The following is a 16,189-nucleotide window of genomic DNA, read 5'->3' on the forward strand; positions in this document are numbered from 1 at the left end:
AGAACAGTGGAATTATTGTTCCATGTCGATAAGGAGGAACGGAAGCAGCCCATGTGCTGCCAGGGAGGGAGGAGCCGAGCAAACCTCGTACGGCATCACGTAAACGGCACCAGACACCGCTTGCATCGACCACGCTGATGCACTATCAAAAAACGGCATCTGTTTTTTATTGATAAAGTTCTGTTTGGCCCACGCCTGTCCAGATGGAGCTTCCGTAACCTTCACCAGGCGATCTTAGGGAGGAACCTAATGAAATTCGTGACCAGCCTTCTCAACCGCCGCGCCTTCGTGGCCTTGGCCGCCGCATCGATGCTCGCCGGCGCGCTGCATTCCGCACCCGCCTCGGCGGCCGACGTGACCATTCCGATCATCGTCAAGGACACCACCTCCTTCTACTGGCAGATCGTTCTGGCCGGCGCCCGCAAGGCGGGCAAGGATCTCGGCGTCAACGTGCCGGAACTGGGCGCGCAGGCCGAGACCGACGTCAACGGCCAGATCTCGATCCTCGAAAACGCCGTCGCCGGCAATCCGGCCGCCGTCGTCATCGCGCCGACCGAGGCCAAGGCGCTCGGCAAGCCGATCGACGAGGCCGCATCCAAGGTCAAGGTCATCGGCATCGACTCCGGCGCCGACTCGAAGGCCTTCACCTCCTTCCTCACCACCGACAACGTCCAGGGCGGTCGTGTCGCGGCTGACGGTCTGGCCGCCGCGATCGGCGCCGCCAATGGCGGCAAGGTCGAGGGCAAGGTTGCCCTGATCACCGCGCTCCCGGGCGCCGGCTCGCTCGAGCAGCGCGCCCAGGGCTTCAAGGAACAGCTCAAGGCCAAGTATCCGGGTCTCCAGCTCGTTGCCGACAAATACGCCGACGGTCAGGCCACCACCGGTCTCAACATCGCGACCGACCTGATCACCGCCAATCCGGACCTCAAGGGCATCTTCGCCTCCAACCTGATCATGGCGCAAGGCGTCGGCCAGGCGATCGCCGAGAATAATCTTGCCGGCAAGGTCGGCCTGATCGGCTTCGACAGCGACGAGAAGCTGATCAAGTTCCTCAATGACGGCGTCATCTCCGGCCTCGTCGTCCAGGACCCGTACCGCATGGGCTATGACGGCATCAAGACCGCGCTCGCCGCCTCGAAGGGCGAAAAGGTCGAGGCCAATGTCGACACCGGTGCCAACCTGGTCACCAAGGACAACATGAAGGATCCGAAGATCGACGCGCTGCTCAACCCGAAGCTCAACTGAGATCTTCACCACAGTCGTTTCCGGGGCCCTGGCGCCCCGGAAACATCCGCCGCGGCGGTTTGGAAATTCGACGCCTTGCGTTAGCTTGTCTTCAAGGTGCGCGATCAAGACGCATCGGCGCGGACCCAACGGTTGAGACCAATCTGGGAGGATTGTCATGACGTCGACGGCGCAGGAACTGCATCCGCACCCCACGCTGGAGCCTGGCAGGACGATCCTCGAACTAAACGGGCTGGAAAAGCGCTACCCCGGCACGCATGCGCTGAAGCCTGTGCACCTCGCCTTCAAGGCAGCCGAGATCCACGCCATCGTCGGCGAGAACGGCGCCGGCAAATCGACGCTGATCAAGCTCCTGACCGGCGTCATGCCTCGCACCTCGGGCGAAGTCATCTGGGAAGGCAAGCCGGCGGCACTGGCCACCCCGCATGAGGCGATGGCGCTCGGCATCAATGCCGTGCACCAGGAGGTCGTGCTGTGCCGCCACCTCACCGTCGCCGCCAATATGTTCCTCGGCGAGGAGGAATCCCGCTTCGGCATCCTGCAGCAGCGCGCCATGGTCAAGGACGCGCAGAAGATCATCGACGATCTCGGCTTCGACCTGCCGGCGCATGTCGTGCTCGGCGACCTCACCATCGGCCAGCAGCAGTTGATCGCCGCCGCCCGCGCCACCGTGCGCGGCACCAAATTCCTGATCTTCGACGAACCCACCGCCTACCTCACCCGCAAGGAGGCCGACCAGCTGTTCACGCTGATCCGCCGGCTGAAGGGCGAAGGCGTCACCATCATCTATATCAGCCACCGCATGGAGGAAGTGTTCGAGCTTGCCGACCGCGTCTCCGTTCTGCGTGACGGCACGCTGGTCGGCACCCGCAACATCGCCGAGACCAACGAGCCCGAGTTGGTCAAGCTGATGATCAACCGTTCGATCGAGCAGATCTACCACAAGGAGCATTTCACGCCTGGTGCCGCGATCGTCGAAACCAAGAACCTCTCGGGCAAAGGCTTCGAGAACGTCTCGGTGACCGTCCGTGCGGGCGAGATCGTCGGCCTCTACGGCCTGATCGGCGCCGGCCGCAGCGAGTTCGTCACGACGCTTTATGGTCGCCACAGGAAATCGGCCGGCCAGATCCTTTGGCAAGGCAAAGAGGTCCAGGTCAACTCCGAGCACGACGCCATTCGCCTCGGCATGGCGTTGGCGCCCGAAAGCCGCCGCGATCAGGGCCTGTGCCTCAACCTGCCGGTCGGCATGAATCTCAACCTGCCGATCTACAAGCGCATTTCGAGCAACCTTCTGATCTCCGGCGCCAAGGAGAAGGCCGAGGCCGACCGCCAGATCGCCGACCTGCGCATCAAGACACCGACGCGCCATGCGCTGGCCTCAAGCCTGTCGGGTGGCAACCAGCAGAAGATCGTCATCGGCAAATGGCTGGCGCATGGCGCCAAGCTGTTCATCTTCGACGAACCGACAGTGGGCGTCGACGTCGGCACCAAAGCCGAGATCTACCGGCTGTTCAGCGTGCTTTTGTCGAAAGGCGCCGGCATCATCCTGATCTCGTCCTATCTGCCGGAAGTCTATGAGCTCGCCGACACGCTGCACGTATTCCGGCGCGGCAAGCTGGTCGCCACGCATGGCTTCCGCACTGCCGATCACGAGGAAATTCTCACGCAGGCGCTCGCCGAGAAACAAGAAAAACAGGGAGGTCAGACATGAGCACCGAGGTCATCGCCGCCGAAAAACCCAAGCGCAACTACAACGCCCTGTTCGGGCTGACGCTGCTGGCGCTGCTGGTCCTGCTGTGGGTCATCCTTTCGGTGGCGACGACCAGCTTCGCCTCGGCCAACAACATCTCGAACCTGTTGCGCCAGGGTTCGATGATCGCCATTCTCGCGGTCGGCCAGACCTTCGTCATCATCACCGGCGGCATCGATCTTTCCGTCGGCGCGGTGGTCGGCTTCTCTACCGTCATCGCCGCAATGCTGATCAATGCCGGCGTGCCGGTGTTCGCCGCCATCCTGATCACGCTTCTGGTCGGCGTCGCCATCGGCCTGTTCCACGGTTTCGGCATCGTCAAGATGGGCCTTCCGCCCTTCATCATAACGCTGGCGACGCTGACATCGCTGCGCGGCATCGGCCTGTTGATGACCAACGGCAATTCCATCTCGATCAACAACGACGCCTTCCAGGAGTTCTCGCGCAATTCCTTCGTCGGCGTCCCCAATCTGTTCTGGATGGTGATCCTGGTCGGCATCCCGGCCTATGTCTTTCTGCATCACAGCCGCTGGGGCCGTTATCTGTTTTCGGTCGGCTCCAATGCCGAGGCGTCGCGCCTGTCCGGCGTCAACGTGCAGCGCACCATCTACATGGCCTATACGCTGTCCGGCCTGTGCGCGGCTTTCGTCGGCGTGCTGTTGGCGTCCCGCATCGGCATCGGCAATCCGACCCAGGCCGAAGGTTGGGAGTTGCAGGCGATCGCCTCGTCGGTGATCGGCGGCACCTCGCTCTTCGGCGCGATCGGGTCGGTGCACGGGCCGCTGCTCGGCGCCTTCATCCTCGCCACCATCAACAACGGCGCCAACCTGCTCAACGTCAACGCCTTCTGGCAGCGCATCATCACCGGCGTGCTGATCATCGTCATTGTTTACTTCGACGGTCTGCGCCGTCGCGGCAAATGAATCCTCCCTGAAACTCCGCGCCGGCCCGGTTCGACCGAGGCCGGCGCTCTTTTTTGGATTGCCCATGAAAGCCGTCGTCTGCCGCTCGCCCGGCGATCTTGTCATCGAGGACCGCGCCACACCCGGAATGCCACCGCCCGGCTGGGCACGCGTCGCGGTCAGCCATGTCGGCATCTGCGGCACCGATTACCATATCTTCGAAGGCAAGCACCCGTTCCTGGCCTATCCGCGTGTCATGGGCCACGAAGTTTCCGGCACGATCGTCGAGAGAGGTGAAGGCATCGATCTTTCCGTTGGCGAGGCGGTGATCATCAACCCCTATCTCGCCTGCGGCAAATGCATTGCCTGCCGGCACGGCAAACCGAATTGCTGCGTGAAGATCGAAGTGCTGGGCGTGCATCGCGACGGCGCCATGTGCGACGAGATCCTGGTGCCGGCTCAGAACCTTTATCCGGCAAATGGCCTGTCGCTGGCCGACGCCGCGGCGGTCGAATTCCTGGCCATCGGCGCGCACGCCGTGCGACGCTCGCTTGGCGCGCCGGGCCAGCGCACGCTGGTCATCGGCGCCGGACCGATCGGGCTCGGCACGGCGATCTTCGCGCGCATCGCCGGGCTCGACGTCAGCCTGCTCGACATGAGCGCCGAGCGGCTTGGCTTCGCCGAAACGGAACTCGGCTTTGCTTCGCTCGACGGCTCGAAGGCATCAGCCTCCGACCTTGTCCGGCAGGCAACCGCCGGCGAAGGCTTCGACCTCGTGTTCGACGCCACCGGCAACACGCGGTCGGTGCAATCGGCTTTCGCCCATGTCGCGCATGGCGGCACTCTGGTGCTGGTCAGCGTCGTCAAGGACGACATCTCTTTCTCAGACCCCGAATTCCACAAGCGCGAGATGACGCTGGTCGGCAGCCGCAATGCGCTCCGCGCCGATTTCGACCATGTCGCGGCCTCCATCCGCAACGGCGCCGTGCCGTTGAACAAGCTCGTCACCCATCGCACGACGCTCGCCGGAACGCCGCGCGATCTTGCGCGCTGGGCGCATGAGAAGTCGGGGCTGATCAAGGCGGTTATCGAGGTCGGGTGAGAGGCCGGTCCGACACGAGCATTCGGTGGGTGACAGTGCGGGATTTGGCAGAGCGCATGCTTTGCGATTTTGTCGCCTCGTCATTCACGGGCGGAGCAAGGAGCGTAGCGACGCAGCGCAGACCCGAGGATCCATTCCGTGACGTCGACGCGTTGCAACGATCCAGAATTCTGCTCCGCGGCGCTTTACGATCAAGGTTACGGCATGGATCCTCGGGTCTACGCTTCGCTTCGCCCGTGGATGACGACCTCGGGGGTTATCGTCCGGATGTCACGACGTCGAAGGTTACTCGTTCGCCGAAAGCCTCAGTTCCACCCGCTCCGCCGGAAAGCGCGCCTCCGCGAACTGGATCGGCTGGCCGTCGAGCGTGACGTTGACGGCAACGGTGACAAGCACGATGGCGCCGGGCTGCAAATCGAGCGCGGCGAGATCGTCGGCATCGGCGTGACGCGCCGACAGCACCGTCGACTGCCTGAGATAATCGTTGATGCCGAAGCGCTCGAGTGAAGCCGTGATCGATCCCGTTTCGGCCATCGCGTCTTCGATGCCCGCGAAGCGCCTGGCATCGAACCAGGTCGTAGCGCGCGACACGGGGTGCCCGTCGGCCTCGCCGCGCGTCTCCAAGCGGATGACGGCTGCGCCCTTCGCTATAGCCAGCGCCTCGGCGACGCGCCGGATGGCCGGCTCCGTCGATGACGACAGCAGCGCGATATGCCGTTCGGTCGTCTGCCCCTGCAACCCGGTCGAGAACCTCGTGCGCGCGCCGATCGGATAGGACAGCCGCTTGCGCGACAAGACGAACGTGCCGCGCCCCTGCTCGGCCTTCAGCACGCCTTCCTGTACCAGCGCGGCAATGGCGCTGCGCACCGTGTGGCGGTTGACGCCGTAACGCTCGGCCAGCACGACTTCGGGCGGCAGCGCAGCGTTCTCCAGGAAATCCCCGCTGGCGATCGCCTGCAATATCCTGTCGGCGATCTGCCGCCACAGCGAGACGCCGTTGCGTCTTTCGATACTGCCCGCCAGTCCGATCACTCACCACCCCCAAGCAATTTCTGGCGCCTGTCATCCACCCGTCATGGACTCTCGTTACGAGATAAGTATAATTTGTATAGTTGTCTATATCAATAGACAAATTCCCCTGAACGAGGAGCGAGGCCATGCGAGGACAGGAAGCGCGCGAGCAGGCCGGGCGGAAGGCCTTGATGGCGACGCTGGCGCATGCCGCGGCCGATGAGATCGCCAGTCTGTGGAACGAGTCGGGCCTGCCTTCCGAGGCGGAGATTTTACGCGGTCCCGAAACGGGACTGGTGACGGTGCGCGGACGGATCGGGGGCGGCGGCGCGCCGTTCAATGTCGGCGAAGCGACGGTCACCCGCGCCACGGTGCGGCTGCCTTCGGGGCGGGTCGGCCATTCCTATGCGCTCGGCCGTGACAAGGACAAGGCCAAGCTGGCAGCCATTGCCGACGCGCTCTGGCAGGACCCGGCGCACCGCGAGACGGTCGAGTCGAAGCTTATCGCGCCCCTGCGCGCGGCGCTCGATGCGGCGCGCGAGACGCGGCGCGTCGAGACGGCGGCGACGAAAGTCGATTTTTTCACCATGGTGCGCGGAGAGGACTGATGGATATCGCCACGCAATCGATCGACGGCGGCTTCGCCGATCCGGTTTTCAACGCCCAGGCGGTATTCCGTTCCATCATGGACGCGATGGCGCGGCCCGGCACGGTCCAGATCCTGCCTTCGCTCGCCCATCCGCCGGCGCCGCTCTCGGCGACGGCCGGCGCGGTAGCTCTCGCCCTCTGCGACAACGACACGCCGGTCTGGCTCGACTTGCCGCTGCAGGCCGAAGCTGCGGTCAAGGCCTGGCTCGGCTTTCACACCGGCGCGCCCTTGGCCAACACGCCGGCCGACGCGCATTTCGCGCTGATCGCCAATCCGAAGGAAATGGCGGCGATCGACGGTTTTTCGCAAGGCACACAGGAATATCCAGACCGCTCGACGACGCTGATTCTTTTGGTCGACGATCTCGCTTCTGGCCCCTCGCTGCTGCTCGAGGGACCCGGCATCGAAAAGACCTCGATGATCGCGCCGCCCGGCATGCCGCGCCATTTCGTCGAACAGTGGAAGCAGAACAACCAGCGCTTTCCCCGCGGCGTCGACATCATCCTGGCGGCGCCCGGCAGCCTCGCCTGCCTGCCGCGCACCACCCGCATCAAGACGATGGAGGCATGACATGTATGTCGCGGTGAAAGGCGGCGAGGCCGCTATTGCCAATGCGCACCGCCTGCTTGCCGATCGCCGCCGCGGCGACCGCTCGGTGCCGGCGCTGCGCCTCGACCAGATCGTCGAGCAGCTGGCGCTCGGTGTCGACCGGGTGATGAGCGAAGGCTCGCTCTATGATCGCGAGCTCGCGGCTTTGGCCGTCGTCCAGGCGCGCGGCGACATGATCGAGGCGATCTTCCTGGTGCGCGCTTACCGCACCACGCTGCCGCGCTTCGGCTACACCAACCCGGTCGATACCGGCGCCATGCAGGTCGAGCGGCGCGTGTCGGCCACCTACAAGGATCTGCCTGGTGGCCAGGTGCTCGGCCCGACCTTCGACTACACCCACCGGCTGCTCGATCCCGAGCTTGCCGCCGGCGCCGGGGTCGAAACGCCGGCGCAACGCCCGGTCGAGGCCGAAGCGATGCCGCGCGTCTCCGCGATCCTCGCCCGTGAAGGCCTGATCGAAGCCGATGGCGACATGCCGTTGGACCATGTGCCCGGCGACATCACCCGCGAGCCGCTGCAATTCCCGATGGCGCGCGACATCCGCCTGCAGGCGCTGTCGCGCGGCGACGAAGGTTTTCTGCTGGCGCTCGGCTATTCGACGCAGCGCGGCTATGCCCGCAATCATCCTTTCGTCGGCGAGATCCGCATCGGCGAGGTCGAGCTCGAGCTCGACGTGCCGGAACTGCCCTTCGCGGTGCCGCTGGGCTCCATCCGCGTCACCGAATGCCAGATGGTCAATCAGTTCAAGGGCTCGGCCAAGGCGCCGCCGCAATTCACGCGCGGCTACGGCCTGGTCTTCGGCCAGAGCGAGCGCAAGGTGATGGCCATGGCGCTCTGCGACCGGGCGCTGCGCGCGGGCGAACTTGGCGAAGACGTCGTCGCCGCCGCGCAGGACGAGGAGTTCGTCATCTCGCATTCCGACAATGTCCAGGCGACCGGCTTCGTCGAGCATCTGAAGCTGCCGCACTATGTCGACTTCCAGGCCGAGCTCGGCCTGGTTCGCCGTATGCGTGCCGAATACGAGGCGCGGGAAAACGAGGACAAGGCCGCCGAGGAAAAGCGGGAGGCGGCGGAATGATCCTAACGCCCGCCGCCACCGAACCACAGGCCGATAAAGCCACGCGCGCCGGCAACGGTCTCGCCACGTGGAGGCGCCTTTGGCGCGGGCAGGACCATCTTCCACAGCACAAAGGCCACGATGCCGGCAAACACCAGCAGCAGCACGCCAAGATGCAACCAACCGGTGGAGTCCATGTGGGCATGCTCCCGCGTCTTGAGCACCAAATTCTTAGCACAGAGCGGACGTGATCGCCATGACCGACATCGCCACCTACAACTTCGCCTATCTCGACGAGCAGACCAAAAGGATGATCCGACGCGCCATCCTGAAGGGTATCGCCATTCCCGGCTACCAGGTGCCTTTCGCCTCGCGCGAAATGCCGATGCCTTACGGCTGGGGCACCGGCGGCGTCCAGGTCACCGCCTCGATCATCGGCCCGGATGACGTGCTGAAAGTCATCGACCAGGGCGCCGACGACACCACCAACGCTGTTTCGATCCGCGCCTTTTTCAAGAAGGTCGCGAAGGTCGCGGTAACCACTGAGACGGCGAAGGCCACGATCATCCAGACCCGCCACCGCATCCCGGAGCAGCCCCTGACAGCCGGCCAGGTGCTGGTCTTCCAGGTGCCGATCCCCGAGCCGCTGCGCTTCCTCGAGCCGCGCGAGACCGAGACGCGCAAGATGCATGCTCTCGAGGAATACGGCCTGATGCATGTGAAGCTCTATGAGGATATCGCCAGGCACGGCCGCATCGCCACCACCTATGCCTATCCGGTCAAGGTCGAGGGCCGCTATGTGATGGACCCCTCGCCGACGCCGAAATTCGACAATCCGAAGATGCACCGCTCGCCGGCGCTGCAGCTGTTCGGCGCCGGCCGCGAGAAGCGCATCTACGCGGTGCCGCCCTTCACCGGCGTCGTCAGCCTCGATTTCGAGGATCATCCCTTCGAGGTGCAGACCTTCGACCAGCCCTGCGCGCTCTGCGGCGCCGAGAATGTCTATCTTGACGAGGTCATCCTCGACGATCATGGCGGCCACATGTTCGTCTGCTCCGACACCGACCACTGCGAGAAGCGGCGCGGCGACCCTACCTCCTCCTCGTGGGGAGATCGCGCCGAAGGCGCGGGTGGGGCAGACGGTCAATCTTCTCCTTCTTCAACCCCCATCCCGGCGCTGCGCGCCGACCCTCCCCACAATGGGGAGGGTAAGGAGGCCGAATGACCGACGAACCGCTGCTGCGCGTCTCGGCGCTGTCCAAATTCTACGGCTCGCGGGTCGGCTGCGAGAACGTCACTTTCGATCTCTGGCCGGGTGAGGTTCTGGCCGTCGTCGGCGAATCCGGCTCCGGCAAGACGACGCTGCTCAACTGCCTGTCGACCAGGCTGCTGCCATCATCCGGCACCGCCAGCTACCGCATGCGCGACGGCCAGTGGCGCGAGCTCTATCGGATGAGCGAGGCCGAGCGCCGCTTCCTGATGCGCACCGACTGGGGCTTTGTCCACCAGAACCCGGCGGACGGCTTGCGCATGACGGTGTCTGCCGGCGCCAATGTAGGCGAAAGGCTGATGGCTGTGGGCGACCGCCACTACGGCAGGATCCGCGCCACCGCGGTCGACTGGCTGTCGCGCGTCGAGATCGACGAGGACCGCATCGACGACGAGCCCCGCGCTTTCTCCGGCGGCATGCGTCAGCGCCTGCAGATCGCCCGCAATTTGGTGACAGGCCCGCGTCTGGTGTTCATGGACGAGCCGACCGGCGGCCTCGACGTTTCGGTGCAGGCGCGCCTGCTCGACCTGTTGCGCCGGCTGGTCACCGACCTCGGCCTCGCCGCGATCGTCGTCACCCACGACCTCGCCGTGGCGCGGCTTCTGTCGCAGCGCATGATGGTGATGAAGGACGGCCGCGTCGTCGAAAGCGGCCTCACCGATCGGGTGCTCGACGACCCGCGCGCGCCTTACACGCAATTGCTCGTTTCTTCCATCCTGCAGGTGTGATCATGGCCACCCCGCTTGTCGTTTCCGATGTCGCAAAGAGCTTCACCATGCATCTGCGCGACGGCGTCACGCTGCCGGTGGTGGCGGGCGTCTCCTTCTCGATCCGCACCGGCGAATGCGCCGTGCTCGGCGGCCCGTCCGGCGCGGGAAAGAGCTCGATCCTGAAGATGCTCTACGGCAACTATGCCGTCGACGAAGGCCAGATCATTGTTCAGCACGGGAACGGGTTGATCGATCTCGCCAGCGCCACGCCACGCACCGTGCTTGCCATTCGCCGGCAAACGATCGGCTATGTCAGTCAGTTCCTGCGCACCGTGCCGCGCGTTTCGGCGCTCGATGTCGTCGCCGAACCGCTGGTCGAGCGCGGTGAGGACAGGGAGGCCGCGCGGGCGAAGGCGCGTTCGCTGTTGGCGCAGCTCAACCTGCCGGAAAAACTCTGGGCCTTGCCGCCCGCGACCTTCTCGGGCGGCGAGCAGCAGCGCGTCAACATCGCACGCGGCTTCATCACCGAGCATCCGATCCTTCTGCTCGACGAACCGACCGCGTCGCTCGACGCGAAGAACCGCGATGTCGTGGTCGAGCTGATCGCCGCCAAGAAGGCGGCGGGCGTTGCCCTTCTCGGCATCTTCCACGATCTCGATGTCCGTGACGCCGTGGCCGATCGCGTCATCGACGTCACCGCTTTCGCAACAGGCAAGGTCGCCGCATGAAGAAGCTTTCGGAGGCACCGCTGATTCATCCGACGGCGCAGGTCGAAAACTCGACACTCGGCCGCTGGACCGAGATCGCCGAGCGCAGCCGCGTCGCCGAATGCGAGCTCGGCGACTATTCCTACATGATGCAGGATTGCGCCGTCTGGTGCGCCACCATCGGCAAGTTCTCCAACATCGCGGCAAGCGTGCGCATCAACGCCACCAATCATCCGACCTGGCGGCCGACGCTGCACCACTTCACCTACCGCGCCTCCGACTATTGGGACGATGCCGAGCATGAGAGCGAATTTTTCGCAGAGCGCCGCGCCAGGCGCGTCACCATCGGTCACGACACCTGGCTCGGGCATGGCTCGACCATCCTGCCCGGCGTAACCGTCGGCGACGGCGCCGCGGTCGGCGCCGGCGCGGTGGTGTCGAAGGATGTCGCGCCCTACACCATCGTCGGCGGCGTGCCGGCAAAGCCGATCCGCGAGCGCTTCGACCGCCGCACCGCCGAGCGCTACCAGGCGCTCGCCTGGTGGGATTGGGACCATGCCCGGCTGCGCTCGGCGCTCGACGATTTTCGTGAGCTGTCGGCCGAGGCTTTCCTGGAGAAATATGGCGGCTAGCCCCAACCGTTGCGCGGTTTGCCGATGTTCAGGAAAATGCGCTGATGCTAAAATAAGAGATGCTTGAGGGTTTCATGCAGCCCTTGCGAAGAGACATTCCCGCACCTCCGGCCTCTGGCGTGAAGCCCGGAATCGTGACAGCCTTTGTCGTTCTGATCTTTTTCGGCATCTTTGCCGCGATCTGGCTTTAGTCCATCCCAAGCGGGTTCTTGACCGTGCCGACCATTCGTCCCGCCACACCGGCCGACGCAGATGCGATCTGGTCCATTCTCGAACCAGTCCTGCGGGCCGGCGAAACTTATGCGCTGCCTCGCGACTGGAATCGAGACCAAGCGCTGGGCTACTGGTTTTCCGATGGGCACGAGGTGTTCGTGGCGGAAGAAGCCGGCGATCTGATTGGCTGCTATTATCTTCATGCCAACCAGCGCGGCGGCGGCGCGCATGTCGCCAATTGCGGCTACGTCACGTCGGCGGCTTCGAGCGGTCGAGGCGTGGCTACTGCGATGTGCCGGCATTCGTTGCAGCTGGCTGCCGAGCGCGGCTTCCGCGCCATGCAGTTCAACTTCGTTATCAGCAGCAACGAGCGCGCGGTGCAGTTGTGGCGTCGGCTCGGCTTCGACATTGTCGGCACCATTCCACAATCGTTCGACCATCCGCGGTTGGGCTATGTCGACGCTTTCGTGATGCACCGCATGCTGTAGAGGCGGGCAGGTTTCACACCCTTGACACATGACTCGGACAGGACGCCTTCTCACGAAGGAGATCGCCCATGCCCGCCACAGTCAGACCCTCGCTCGCCTCCTTCTTCGAAGGCACCAATCCGACGACGCCCGTTCATCTCGGCACCCGCTACGACACATCGGGCAACTTCCTTCTCGAGCCCGGCAACACGGTGGTCAGCCACCTCGTCCAGGGCTCGCCATCGGAAGCAGCGGTCATCGAGGTGCGCGAGCGCATCTGCGCCATGCCCGACGCCGATCGCCTCGCCTTCACGCCGATCTCCAGTCTGCACATGACGCTGTTCCAGGGCATCATCGAATACCGCCGCCGCCATCCCTACTGGCCAGCCGGTATACCGCTCGACACCAGCATCGACGACATGACTCGTCTCTATCTCGATCGCCTGCAGGGCTTCGAGGGCAAGGGCGCCTTCAGCGTAACGACCATCGGCGTCACGCCGAACGGCCTGACAGTTGCCGGCGCCACGGACGAGGACCGGCTTATCCTCAAAGCATGGCGCGATGCGCTGTCGGTGCCGTTCGGCTATCGCCATCCGGACCACGACGTGTATGTCTTTCATATCACTTTCGCCTACCAGGTCCGCCGCCTCGCCGACGAACGCGCAGCCGCCTGGCAGGATCTGTTCGATGATTGCCTGTCGTTCCTCGAACGCGAGGCTCCGGTGATCGAATTGCGCCCGCCGGCCTTCTGCAGCTTCAGCGACATGAAGCATTTCGAGGAATTGCTGGTGCTTGGCTGACGCCAATTGGCGTCACAGCCCAGCATTCCCCGCCATGCCTGTGGGACGTAACAAAACTGACATCAATCCGACACCCCAGCTTCATCGGCCTGCGCTAGCGAAGGTTAACAGACCTGCACAAGCGCGACGGACTGGAGTTTTGGTATGTCAGCATCATCGGCCACGCTCGAAATCCGCGGCGTAACCCGACGATTTGGCAAAAACACCGCCGTCAGCGACATCACTATCTCGATCCCGCGCGGCCAGATGGTCGGCATCATCGGCCGCTCCGGCGCCGGCAAGTCGACATTGTTGCGCATGATCAATCGTCTCATCGATCCCAGCCAGGGGTCGATTTTTTTTGACGGCGCCGAGGTCTCCCGCCTGCAGGGATCGCCGCTGCGCCGCTGGCAGCGTGACTGCGCCATGATCTTCCAGCAGTTCAACCTGGTGCCGCGCCTCGACGTTTTGACCAACGTGCTGCTCGGCCGCCTGAACCATCGCTCCACGGTTTCCAACCTGCTCGGCATGTTCACGCGCACCGAATGCGCCGAGGCGGTCGCCGCGCTCGAGCGCCTCGACATCGCCCGCACCGCACTGCAGCCGGCCGGTACGCTGTCCGGCGGCCAGCAGCAGCGCGTCGCGATCGCCCGCGCCATGATGCAGCAGCCGAAGGTGCTGCTGGCCGACGAGCCGATCGCCTCCCTCGACCCGCTCAACGCCAAGGTGGTGATGGACTCGCTGCGCGAAATCAATTCGCGCGAAGGCATCACCGTCGTCACCAACCTGCACACGCTGGACACCGCCCGCGCCTATTGCACCCGCATCATCGGCATGGCCGCCGGCAGGGTCGTCTTCGACGGTGGACCGGACGATCTCGACCGCGACGCCGTTCGCACCGTCTACGGCGCCGATGCCAGCGGCGCCGAAATCTCCGAGGCCATCACGTCGACCAGCGTGACCATCAAGCCGAAGATCACCGCATCCGCCGGACCGCTCGAACCAGCCTTTCCTGGCTACTGAGCCCACTGCCCCGGGCCCTTGGCGGTCCGGGCAAATCGTGGATTTCAGCAGAGCAACCCGGATCGCCCGCCAGCGTCAAAGGCAAGACTTGAAAAATCAGAACGCCGCCGGCGCGCAGCCGGAACAACAGGAGAGAGAGCAAAATGTTCAGGAAGATGGTTTTTGGAGCGGTTTCGCTGCTCGCCATGGCGGCCAGCGCCGCGCACGCCGCCGACATCAAAGAGTTCCGCGTCGGCATCCTCGGCGGCGAGAACGAGACCGATCGTCTGCGCAACTACCAGTGCCTCGCCGACCACCTGAAGTCGGAATTCGGCTTCGAGAAGGTGTCGTTGTTCCCGGCCGCCGACTATGACGGCGTCATCCAGGGCCTGCTCGGCGGCACGCTCGATTTTGCCGAACTCGGCGCGTCCGGCTACGCCAGCGTCTATCTCAAGGATCCGAAGGCCGTCACCCCGATCCTCACCACCAAGCAGACCGACGGCTCCACCGGCTATTATTCGATCGGCCTGGCGCTCAAGACTTCCGGCATCACCGACATCAAGTCGGCCAAGGGCAAGAAGCTCGGCTACGCCGATCCGGATTCGACCTCGGGCTACCTGATCCCGCTGACCCAGATCCCGAAGGATACCGGCGCTTCCAACGAAACCTACTTCGCCTCGACCCAGTTCAATGGCGGCCACGAGAACAACGTGCTGGCCGTGCGCGACGGCAAGGTCGACGTGGCGGTGGATGATTCCTCGGGCATCGGCGACTTCAAGAACGGCTACACCTCCGGCACCTTCCACAAGGAAGTCGCCAAGGGCGCCGTCGACCCGAACGACTTCGTCGAGGTCTGGCGCTCGGGCCTGATCCCGAACGGTCCGCTGGTCGTGCGCACCGCGCTCGGCGACGAGATGACCGCCAAGTTGACCGCCTTCTTCACCGCCCTGCCGACCAAGGACAAGGCCTGCTTCGAAGGCGTCGAAGGTGGCGATTTCACCGGCTATGTTCCGGTGAAGCCGGACTTCTACAGCGTCATCGTCGAAGCCCGCAAAGCCGCTATCGGCGGCTGACGGCATCAAAAGAAGGGCGGCATTATCCAGCGCCGCCCTTTTTGCATGTTCCGATCATGACATCAGCGACAATCCATTCCGAAGCCACCCGGCAGCAAGCTGACGCCTGGCGGCGCCAGACCGCGCTGCGCCGCTTCTACACCGCGCTCGGCGTCGGCCTGCTGCTCATCGCCATGTGCGCGACCATGTGGTTCGCCGACGAAGCCAATGCCGGGCATTTTTTCGACCGGCTGCCGCATATCCTCGATTTCCTGAGCTGGCTGGTCCCTAAGGACTGGAGCGATGTCTGGCGGGCGCTGTTCGATATCGCCTCGCCGAACGACAAGGGCACGCAGGAATTCAACTTCCCGCTCGGCCGCGTCTACATCTGGAGCGGTTTCTATATCCCTGAATATTTCGAGCTGATGCTGACCACGGTGAACGTGGCGCTGGTCTCGACCTTCATCGGCTTCGTCTTCGCCGTGCCCTTCTCCTTCATCGCCGCGCGCAACCTGACGCCGAGCCCGGTCTTGCGGCTGGTGGTCAAGCGCTTCATGGAATTGCTGCGCGCCTTCCCCGAGATCGTCATCGCCGGCCTGTTCGCGGCCATCGTCTCGATCGGCCCGGTCGCCGCCATCATCGCCATCGGCCTGCATTCGATCGGCGCGCTGGGCAAGCTGTTCTACGAGATCAACGAGAACATCGACATGCGCCCGGAAGAGGGCCTGCGCGCGGTCGGCGCCAACTGGTTCGAGCGCGTGCGCTTCGCCGATCTGCCGCAGGTGCTGCCCAATTTCATGTCCTATACGCTGCTCAGGATCGAGATCAACGTGCGCATCTCGACCATCATGGGCGCGGTCGGCGGCGGCGGCATCGGCGAGGAGCTGAAGCTTGCCATCTCGCGCGGCTTCGGCGCCAAGACGCTGGCGCTGGTGCTTCTGCTCTTCATCACCATCTTCCTCGTCGACCAGTTCTCCGCCTGGCTGCGCCGCAAGCTCGTCGGCGAGCAGGCCTTCATGATGAGCGCCTGAA

At 64.4% G+C, this 16,189-nt stretch carries 18 protein-coding genes; 16 read left to right on the forward strand and 2 right to left on the reverse strand.

Annotated elements, in window-relative coordinates:
* Nucleotides 1-249 precede the first annotated feature (249 nt).
* From F3H96_RS23545 to F3H96_RS23560, 4 genes are all read left to right on the forward strand, one after another.
* Nucleotides 250-1,245, forward strand: coding sequence for an ABC transporter substrate-binding protein (locus F3H96_RS23545; RefSeq protein WP_149804086.1), 996 nt, complete (start codon nt 250-252; stop codon nt 1,243-1,245).
* A gap of 157 nt (nt 1,246-1,402) precedes the next feature.
* The gene (locus F3H96_RS23550) at nt 1,403-2,956 is read left to right on the forward strand and encodes a sugar ABC transporter ATP-binding protein (protein WP_149804087.1); all 1,554 of its coding nucleotides are present in this window, start codon (nt 1,403-1,405) and stop codon (nt 2,954-2,956) included.
* Complete coding sequence (locus F3H96_RS23555; RefSeq protein ID WP_149804088.1) at nt 2,953-3,918, forward strand: ABC transporter permease; 966 nt, start codon at nt 2,953-2,955, stop codon at nt 3,916-3,918. The genes F3H96_RS23550 and F3H96_RS23555 overlap by 4 nt, the downstream gene beginning before the upstream one ends.
* Before the next feature lie 64 nt (nt 3,919-3,982).
* Nucleotides 3,983-4,999: a zinc-binding alcohol dehydrogenase family protein gene (locus F3H96_RS23560; RefSeq protein WP_149804089.1), complete on the forward strand. Its 1,017-nt coding sequence runs from the start codon at nt 3,983-3,985 to the stop codon at nt 4,997-4,999.
* A gap of 285 nt (nt 5,000-5,284) precedes the next feature.
* Here F3H96_RS23560 and phnF read toward each other — a convergent pair whose 3' ends face one another.
* Nucleotides 5,285-6,031: a phosphonate metabolism transcriptional regulator PhnF gene (gene phnF, locus F3H96_RS23565; RefSeq protein WP_149804090.1), complete on the reverse strand. Its 747-nt coding sequence runs from the start codon at nt 6,029-6,031 to the stop codon at nt 5,285-5,287.
* Between the two features lie 125 nt (nt 6,032-6,156).
* Here phnF and phnG point away from each other — a divergent pair, with 125 nt between their 5' ends.
* From phnG to F3H96_RS23580, 3 genes are read left to right on the forward strand one after another with little or no spacing between them, the layout of a single operon-like run.
* The gene (gene phnG, locus F3H96_RS23570; RefSeq protein WP_149804091.1) at nt 6,157-6,618 is read left to right on the forward strand and encodes a phosphonate C-P lyase system protein PhnG; all 462 of its coding nucleotides are present in this window, start codon (nt 6,157-6,159) and stop codon (nt 6,616-6,618) included.
* Complete coding sequence (phnH, locus tag F3H96_RS23575) at nt 6,618-7,229, forward strand: phosphonate C-P lyase system protein PhnH (protein ID WP_149804092.1); 612 nt, start codon at nt 6,618-6,620, stop codon at nt 7,227-7,229. Before phnG ends, phnH begins: the two co-directional genes overlap by 1 nt.
* A gap of 1 nt (nt 7,230) precedes the next feature.
* The gene (locus tag F3H96_RS23580) at nt 7,231-8,346 is read left to right on the forward strand and encodes a carbon-phosphorus lyase complex subunit PhnI (protein ID WP_149804093.1); all 1,116 of its coding nucleotides are present in this window, start codon (nt 7,231-7,233) and stop codon (nt 8,344-8,346) included.
* Between the two features lie 2 nt (nt 8,347-8,348).
* Here the strand turns inward: F3H96_RS23580 and F3H96_RS30660 are convergent, their stop codons facing one another.
* Nucleotides 8,349-8,522 (reverse strand): hypothetical protein, encoded by a 174-nt coding sequence (locus F3H96_RS30660; RefSeq protein ID WP_188131508.1) that lies wholly within the window; start codon nt 8,520-8,522, stop codon nt 8,349-8,351.
* Nucleotides 8,523-8,581: 59 nt separating this feature from the next.
* On the opposite strand from F3H96_RS30660, the gene F3H96_RS23585 reads away from it, so the two are divergent.
* The 9 genes from F3H96_RS23585 to phnE all read left to right on the forward strand — a co-directional run bounded on the left by F3H96_RS23585 (nt 8,582) and on the right by phnE (nt 16,188).
* A complete protein-coding gene (locus F3H96_RS23585; protein WP_244620124.1) occupies nt 8,582-9,550 on the forward strand; it encodes an alpha-D-ribose 1-methylphosphonate 5-phosphate C-P-lyase PhnJ in 969 nt (322 codons plus the stop codon).
* On the forward strand, nt 9,547-10,323 hold the full coding sequence (gene phnK / locus F3H96_RS23590; RefSeq protein WP_149804094.1) for a phosphonate C-P lyase system protein PhnK: 777 nt from the start codon (nt 9,547-9,549) through the stop codon (nt 10,321-10,323). The genes F3H96_RS23585 and phnK overlap by 4 nt, the downstream gene beginning before the upstream one ends.
* Before the next feature lie 2 nt (nt 10,324-10,325).
* Nucleotides 10,326-11,033, forward strand: a complete 708-nt coding sequence (gene phnL, locus F3H96_RS23595) for a phosphonate C-P lyase system protein PhnL (protein ID WP_149804095.1) — start codon at nt 10,326-10,328, stop codon at nt 11,031-11,033.
* Entirely contained in the window at nt 11,030-11,644 is a 615-nt protein-coding gene (locus tag F3H96_RS23600) for a DapH/DapD/GlmU-related protein (protein ID WP_149804096.1), read from the forward strand. The genes phnL and F3H96_RS23600 overlap by 4 nt, the downstream gene beginning before the upstream one ends.
* A gap of 209 nt (nt 11,645-11,853) precedes the next feature.
* Nucleotides 11,854-12,345 carry an N-acetyltransferase gene (locus tag F3H96_RS23605; protein ID WP_210248167.1) on the forward strand — a complete coding sequence of 164 codons (492 nt, stop codon included), beginning with the start codon at nt 11,854-11,856 and terminating at the stop codon, nt 12,343-12,345.
* A 68-nt stretch (nt 12,346-12,413) separates the two neighbouring features.
* Complete coding sequence (locus tag F3H96_RS23610) at nt 12,414-13,124, forward strand: DUF1868 domain-containing protein (RefSeq protein WP_149804097.1); 711 nt, start codon at nt 12,414-12,416, stop codon at nt 13,122-13,124.
* Between the two features lie 144 nt (nt 13,125-13,268).
* The gene (gene phnC, locus F3H96_RS23615; RefSeq protein WP_149804098.1) at nt 13,269-14,126 is read left to right on the forward strand and encodes a phosphonate ABC transporter ATP-binding protein; all 858 of its coding nucleotides are present in this window, start codon (nt 13,269-13,271) and stop codon (nt 14,124-14,126) included.
* Nucleotides 14,127-14,269: 143 nt separating this feature from the next.
* Nucleotides 14,270-15,178 (forward strand): phosphonate ABC transporter substrate-binding protein, encoded by a 909-nt coding sequence (gene phnD / locus F3H96_RS23620; RefSeq protein WP_149804099.1) that lies wholly within the window; start codon nt 14,270-14,272, stop codon nt 15,176-15,178.
* A 56-nt stretch (nt 15,179-15,234) separates the two neighbouring features.
* Nucleotides 15,235-16,188: a phosphonate ABC transporter, permease protein PhnE gene (gene phnE / locus F3H96_RS23625; RefSeq protein WP_149804100.1), complete on the forward strand. Its 954-nt coding sequence runs from the start codon at nt 15,235-15,237 to the stop codon at nt 16,186-16,188.
* The last annotated feature ends 1 nt before the right edge of the window (nt 16,189 follow it).

It is taken from the genome of Mesorhizobium sp. NFR06 (genome assembly GCF_900115245.1).
Classification (GTDB): Bacteria; Pseudomonadota; Alphaproteobacteria; order Rhizobiales; family Rhizobiaceae; genus Mesorhizobium.

Bases quoted from the DNA above. Each gene is read 5' to 3' on its own strand.
- F3H96_RS23545 (WP_149804086.1), top strand. From the start codon at position 250: ATGAAATTCGTGACCAGCCTTCTCAACCGCCGCGCCTTCGTGGCCTTG.
- F3H96_RS23550 (WP_149804087.1), top strand. From the start codon at position 1,403: ATGACGTCGACGGCGCAGGAACTGCATCCGCACCCCACGCTGGAGCCT.
- F3H96_RS23555 (WP_149804088.1), top strand. From the start codon at position 2,953: ATGAGCACCGAGGTCATCGCCGCCGAAAAACCCAAGCGCAACTACAAC.
- F3H96_RS23560 (WP_149804089.1), top strand. From the start codon at position 3,983: ATGAAAGCCGTCGTCTGCCGCTCGCCCGGCGATCTTGTCATCGAGGAC.
- phnG (WP_149804091.1), top strand. From the start codon at position 6,157: ATGCGAGGACAGGAAGCGCGCGAGCAGGCCGGGCGGAAGGCCTTGATG.
- phnH (WP_149804092.1), top strand. From the start codon at position 6,618: ATGGATATCGCCACGCAATCGATCGACGGCGGCTTCGCCGATCCGGTT.
- F3H96_RS23580 (WP_149804093.1), top strand. From the start codon at position 7,231: ATGTATGTCGCGGTGAAAGGCGGCGAGGCCGCTATTGCCAATGCGCAC.
- F3H96_RS30660 (WP_188131508.1), bottom strand. From the start codon at position 8,522: ATGGACTCCACCGGTTGGTTGCATCTTGGCGTGCTGCTGCTGGTGTTT.
- F3H96_RS23585 (WP_244620124.1), top strand. From the start codon at position 8,582: ATGACCGACATCGCCACCTACAACTTCGCCTATCTCGACGAGCAGACC.
- phnK (WP_149804094.1), top strand. From the start codon at position 9,547: ATGACCGACGAACCGCTGCTGCGCGTCTCGGCGCTGTCCAAATTCTAC.
- phnL (WP_149804095.1), top strand. From the start codon at position 10,326: ATGGCCACCCCGCTTGTCGTTTCCGATGTCGCAAAGAGCTTCACCATG.
- F3H96_RS23600 (WP_149804096.1), top strand. From the start codon at position 11,030: ATGAAGAAGCTTTCGGAGGCACCGCTGATTCATCCGACGGCGCAGGTC.
- F3H96_RS23610 (WP_149804097.1), top strand. From the start codon at position 12,414: ATGCCCGCCACAGTCAGACCCTCGCTCGCCTCCTTCTTCGAAGGCACC.
- phnC (WP_149804098.1), top strand. From the start codon at position 13,269: ATGTCAGCATCATCGGCCACGCTCGAAATCCGCGGCGTAACCCGACGA.
- phnD (WP_149804099.1), top strand. From the start codon at position 14,270: ATGTTCAGGAAGATGGTTTTTGGAGCGGTTTCGCTGCTCGCCATGGCG.
- phnE (WP_149804100.1), top strand. From the start codon at position 15,235: ATGACATCAGCGACAATCCATTCCGAAGCCACCCGGCAGCAAGCTGAC.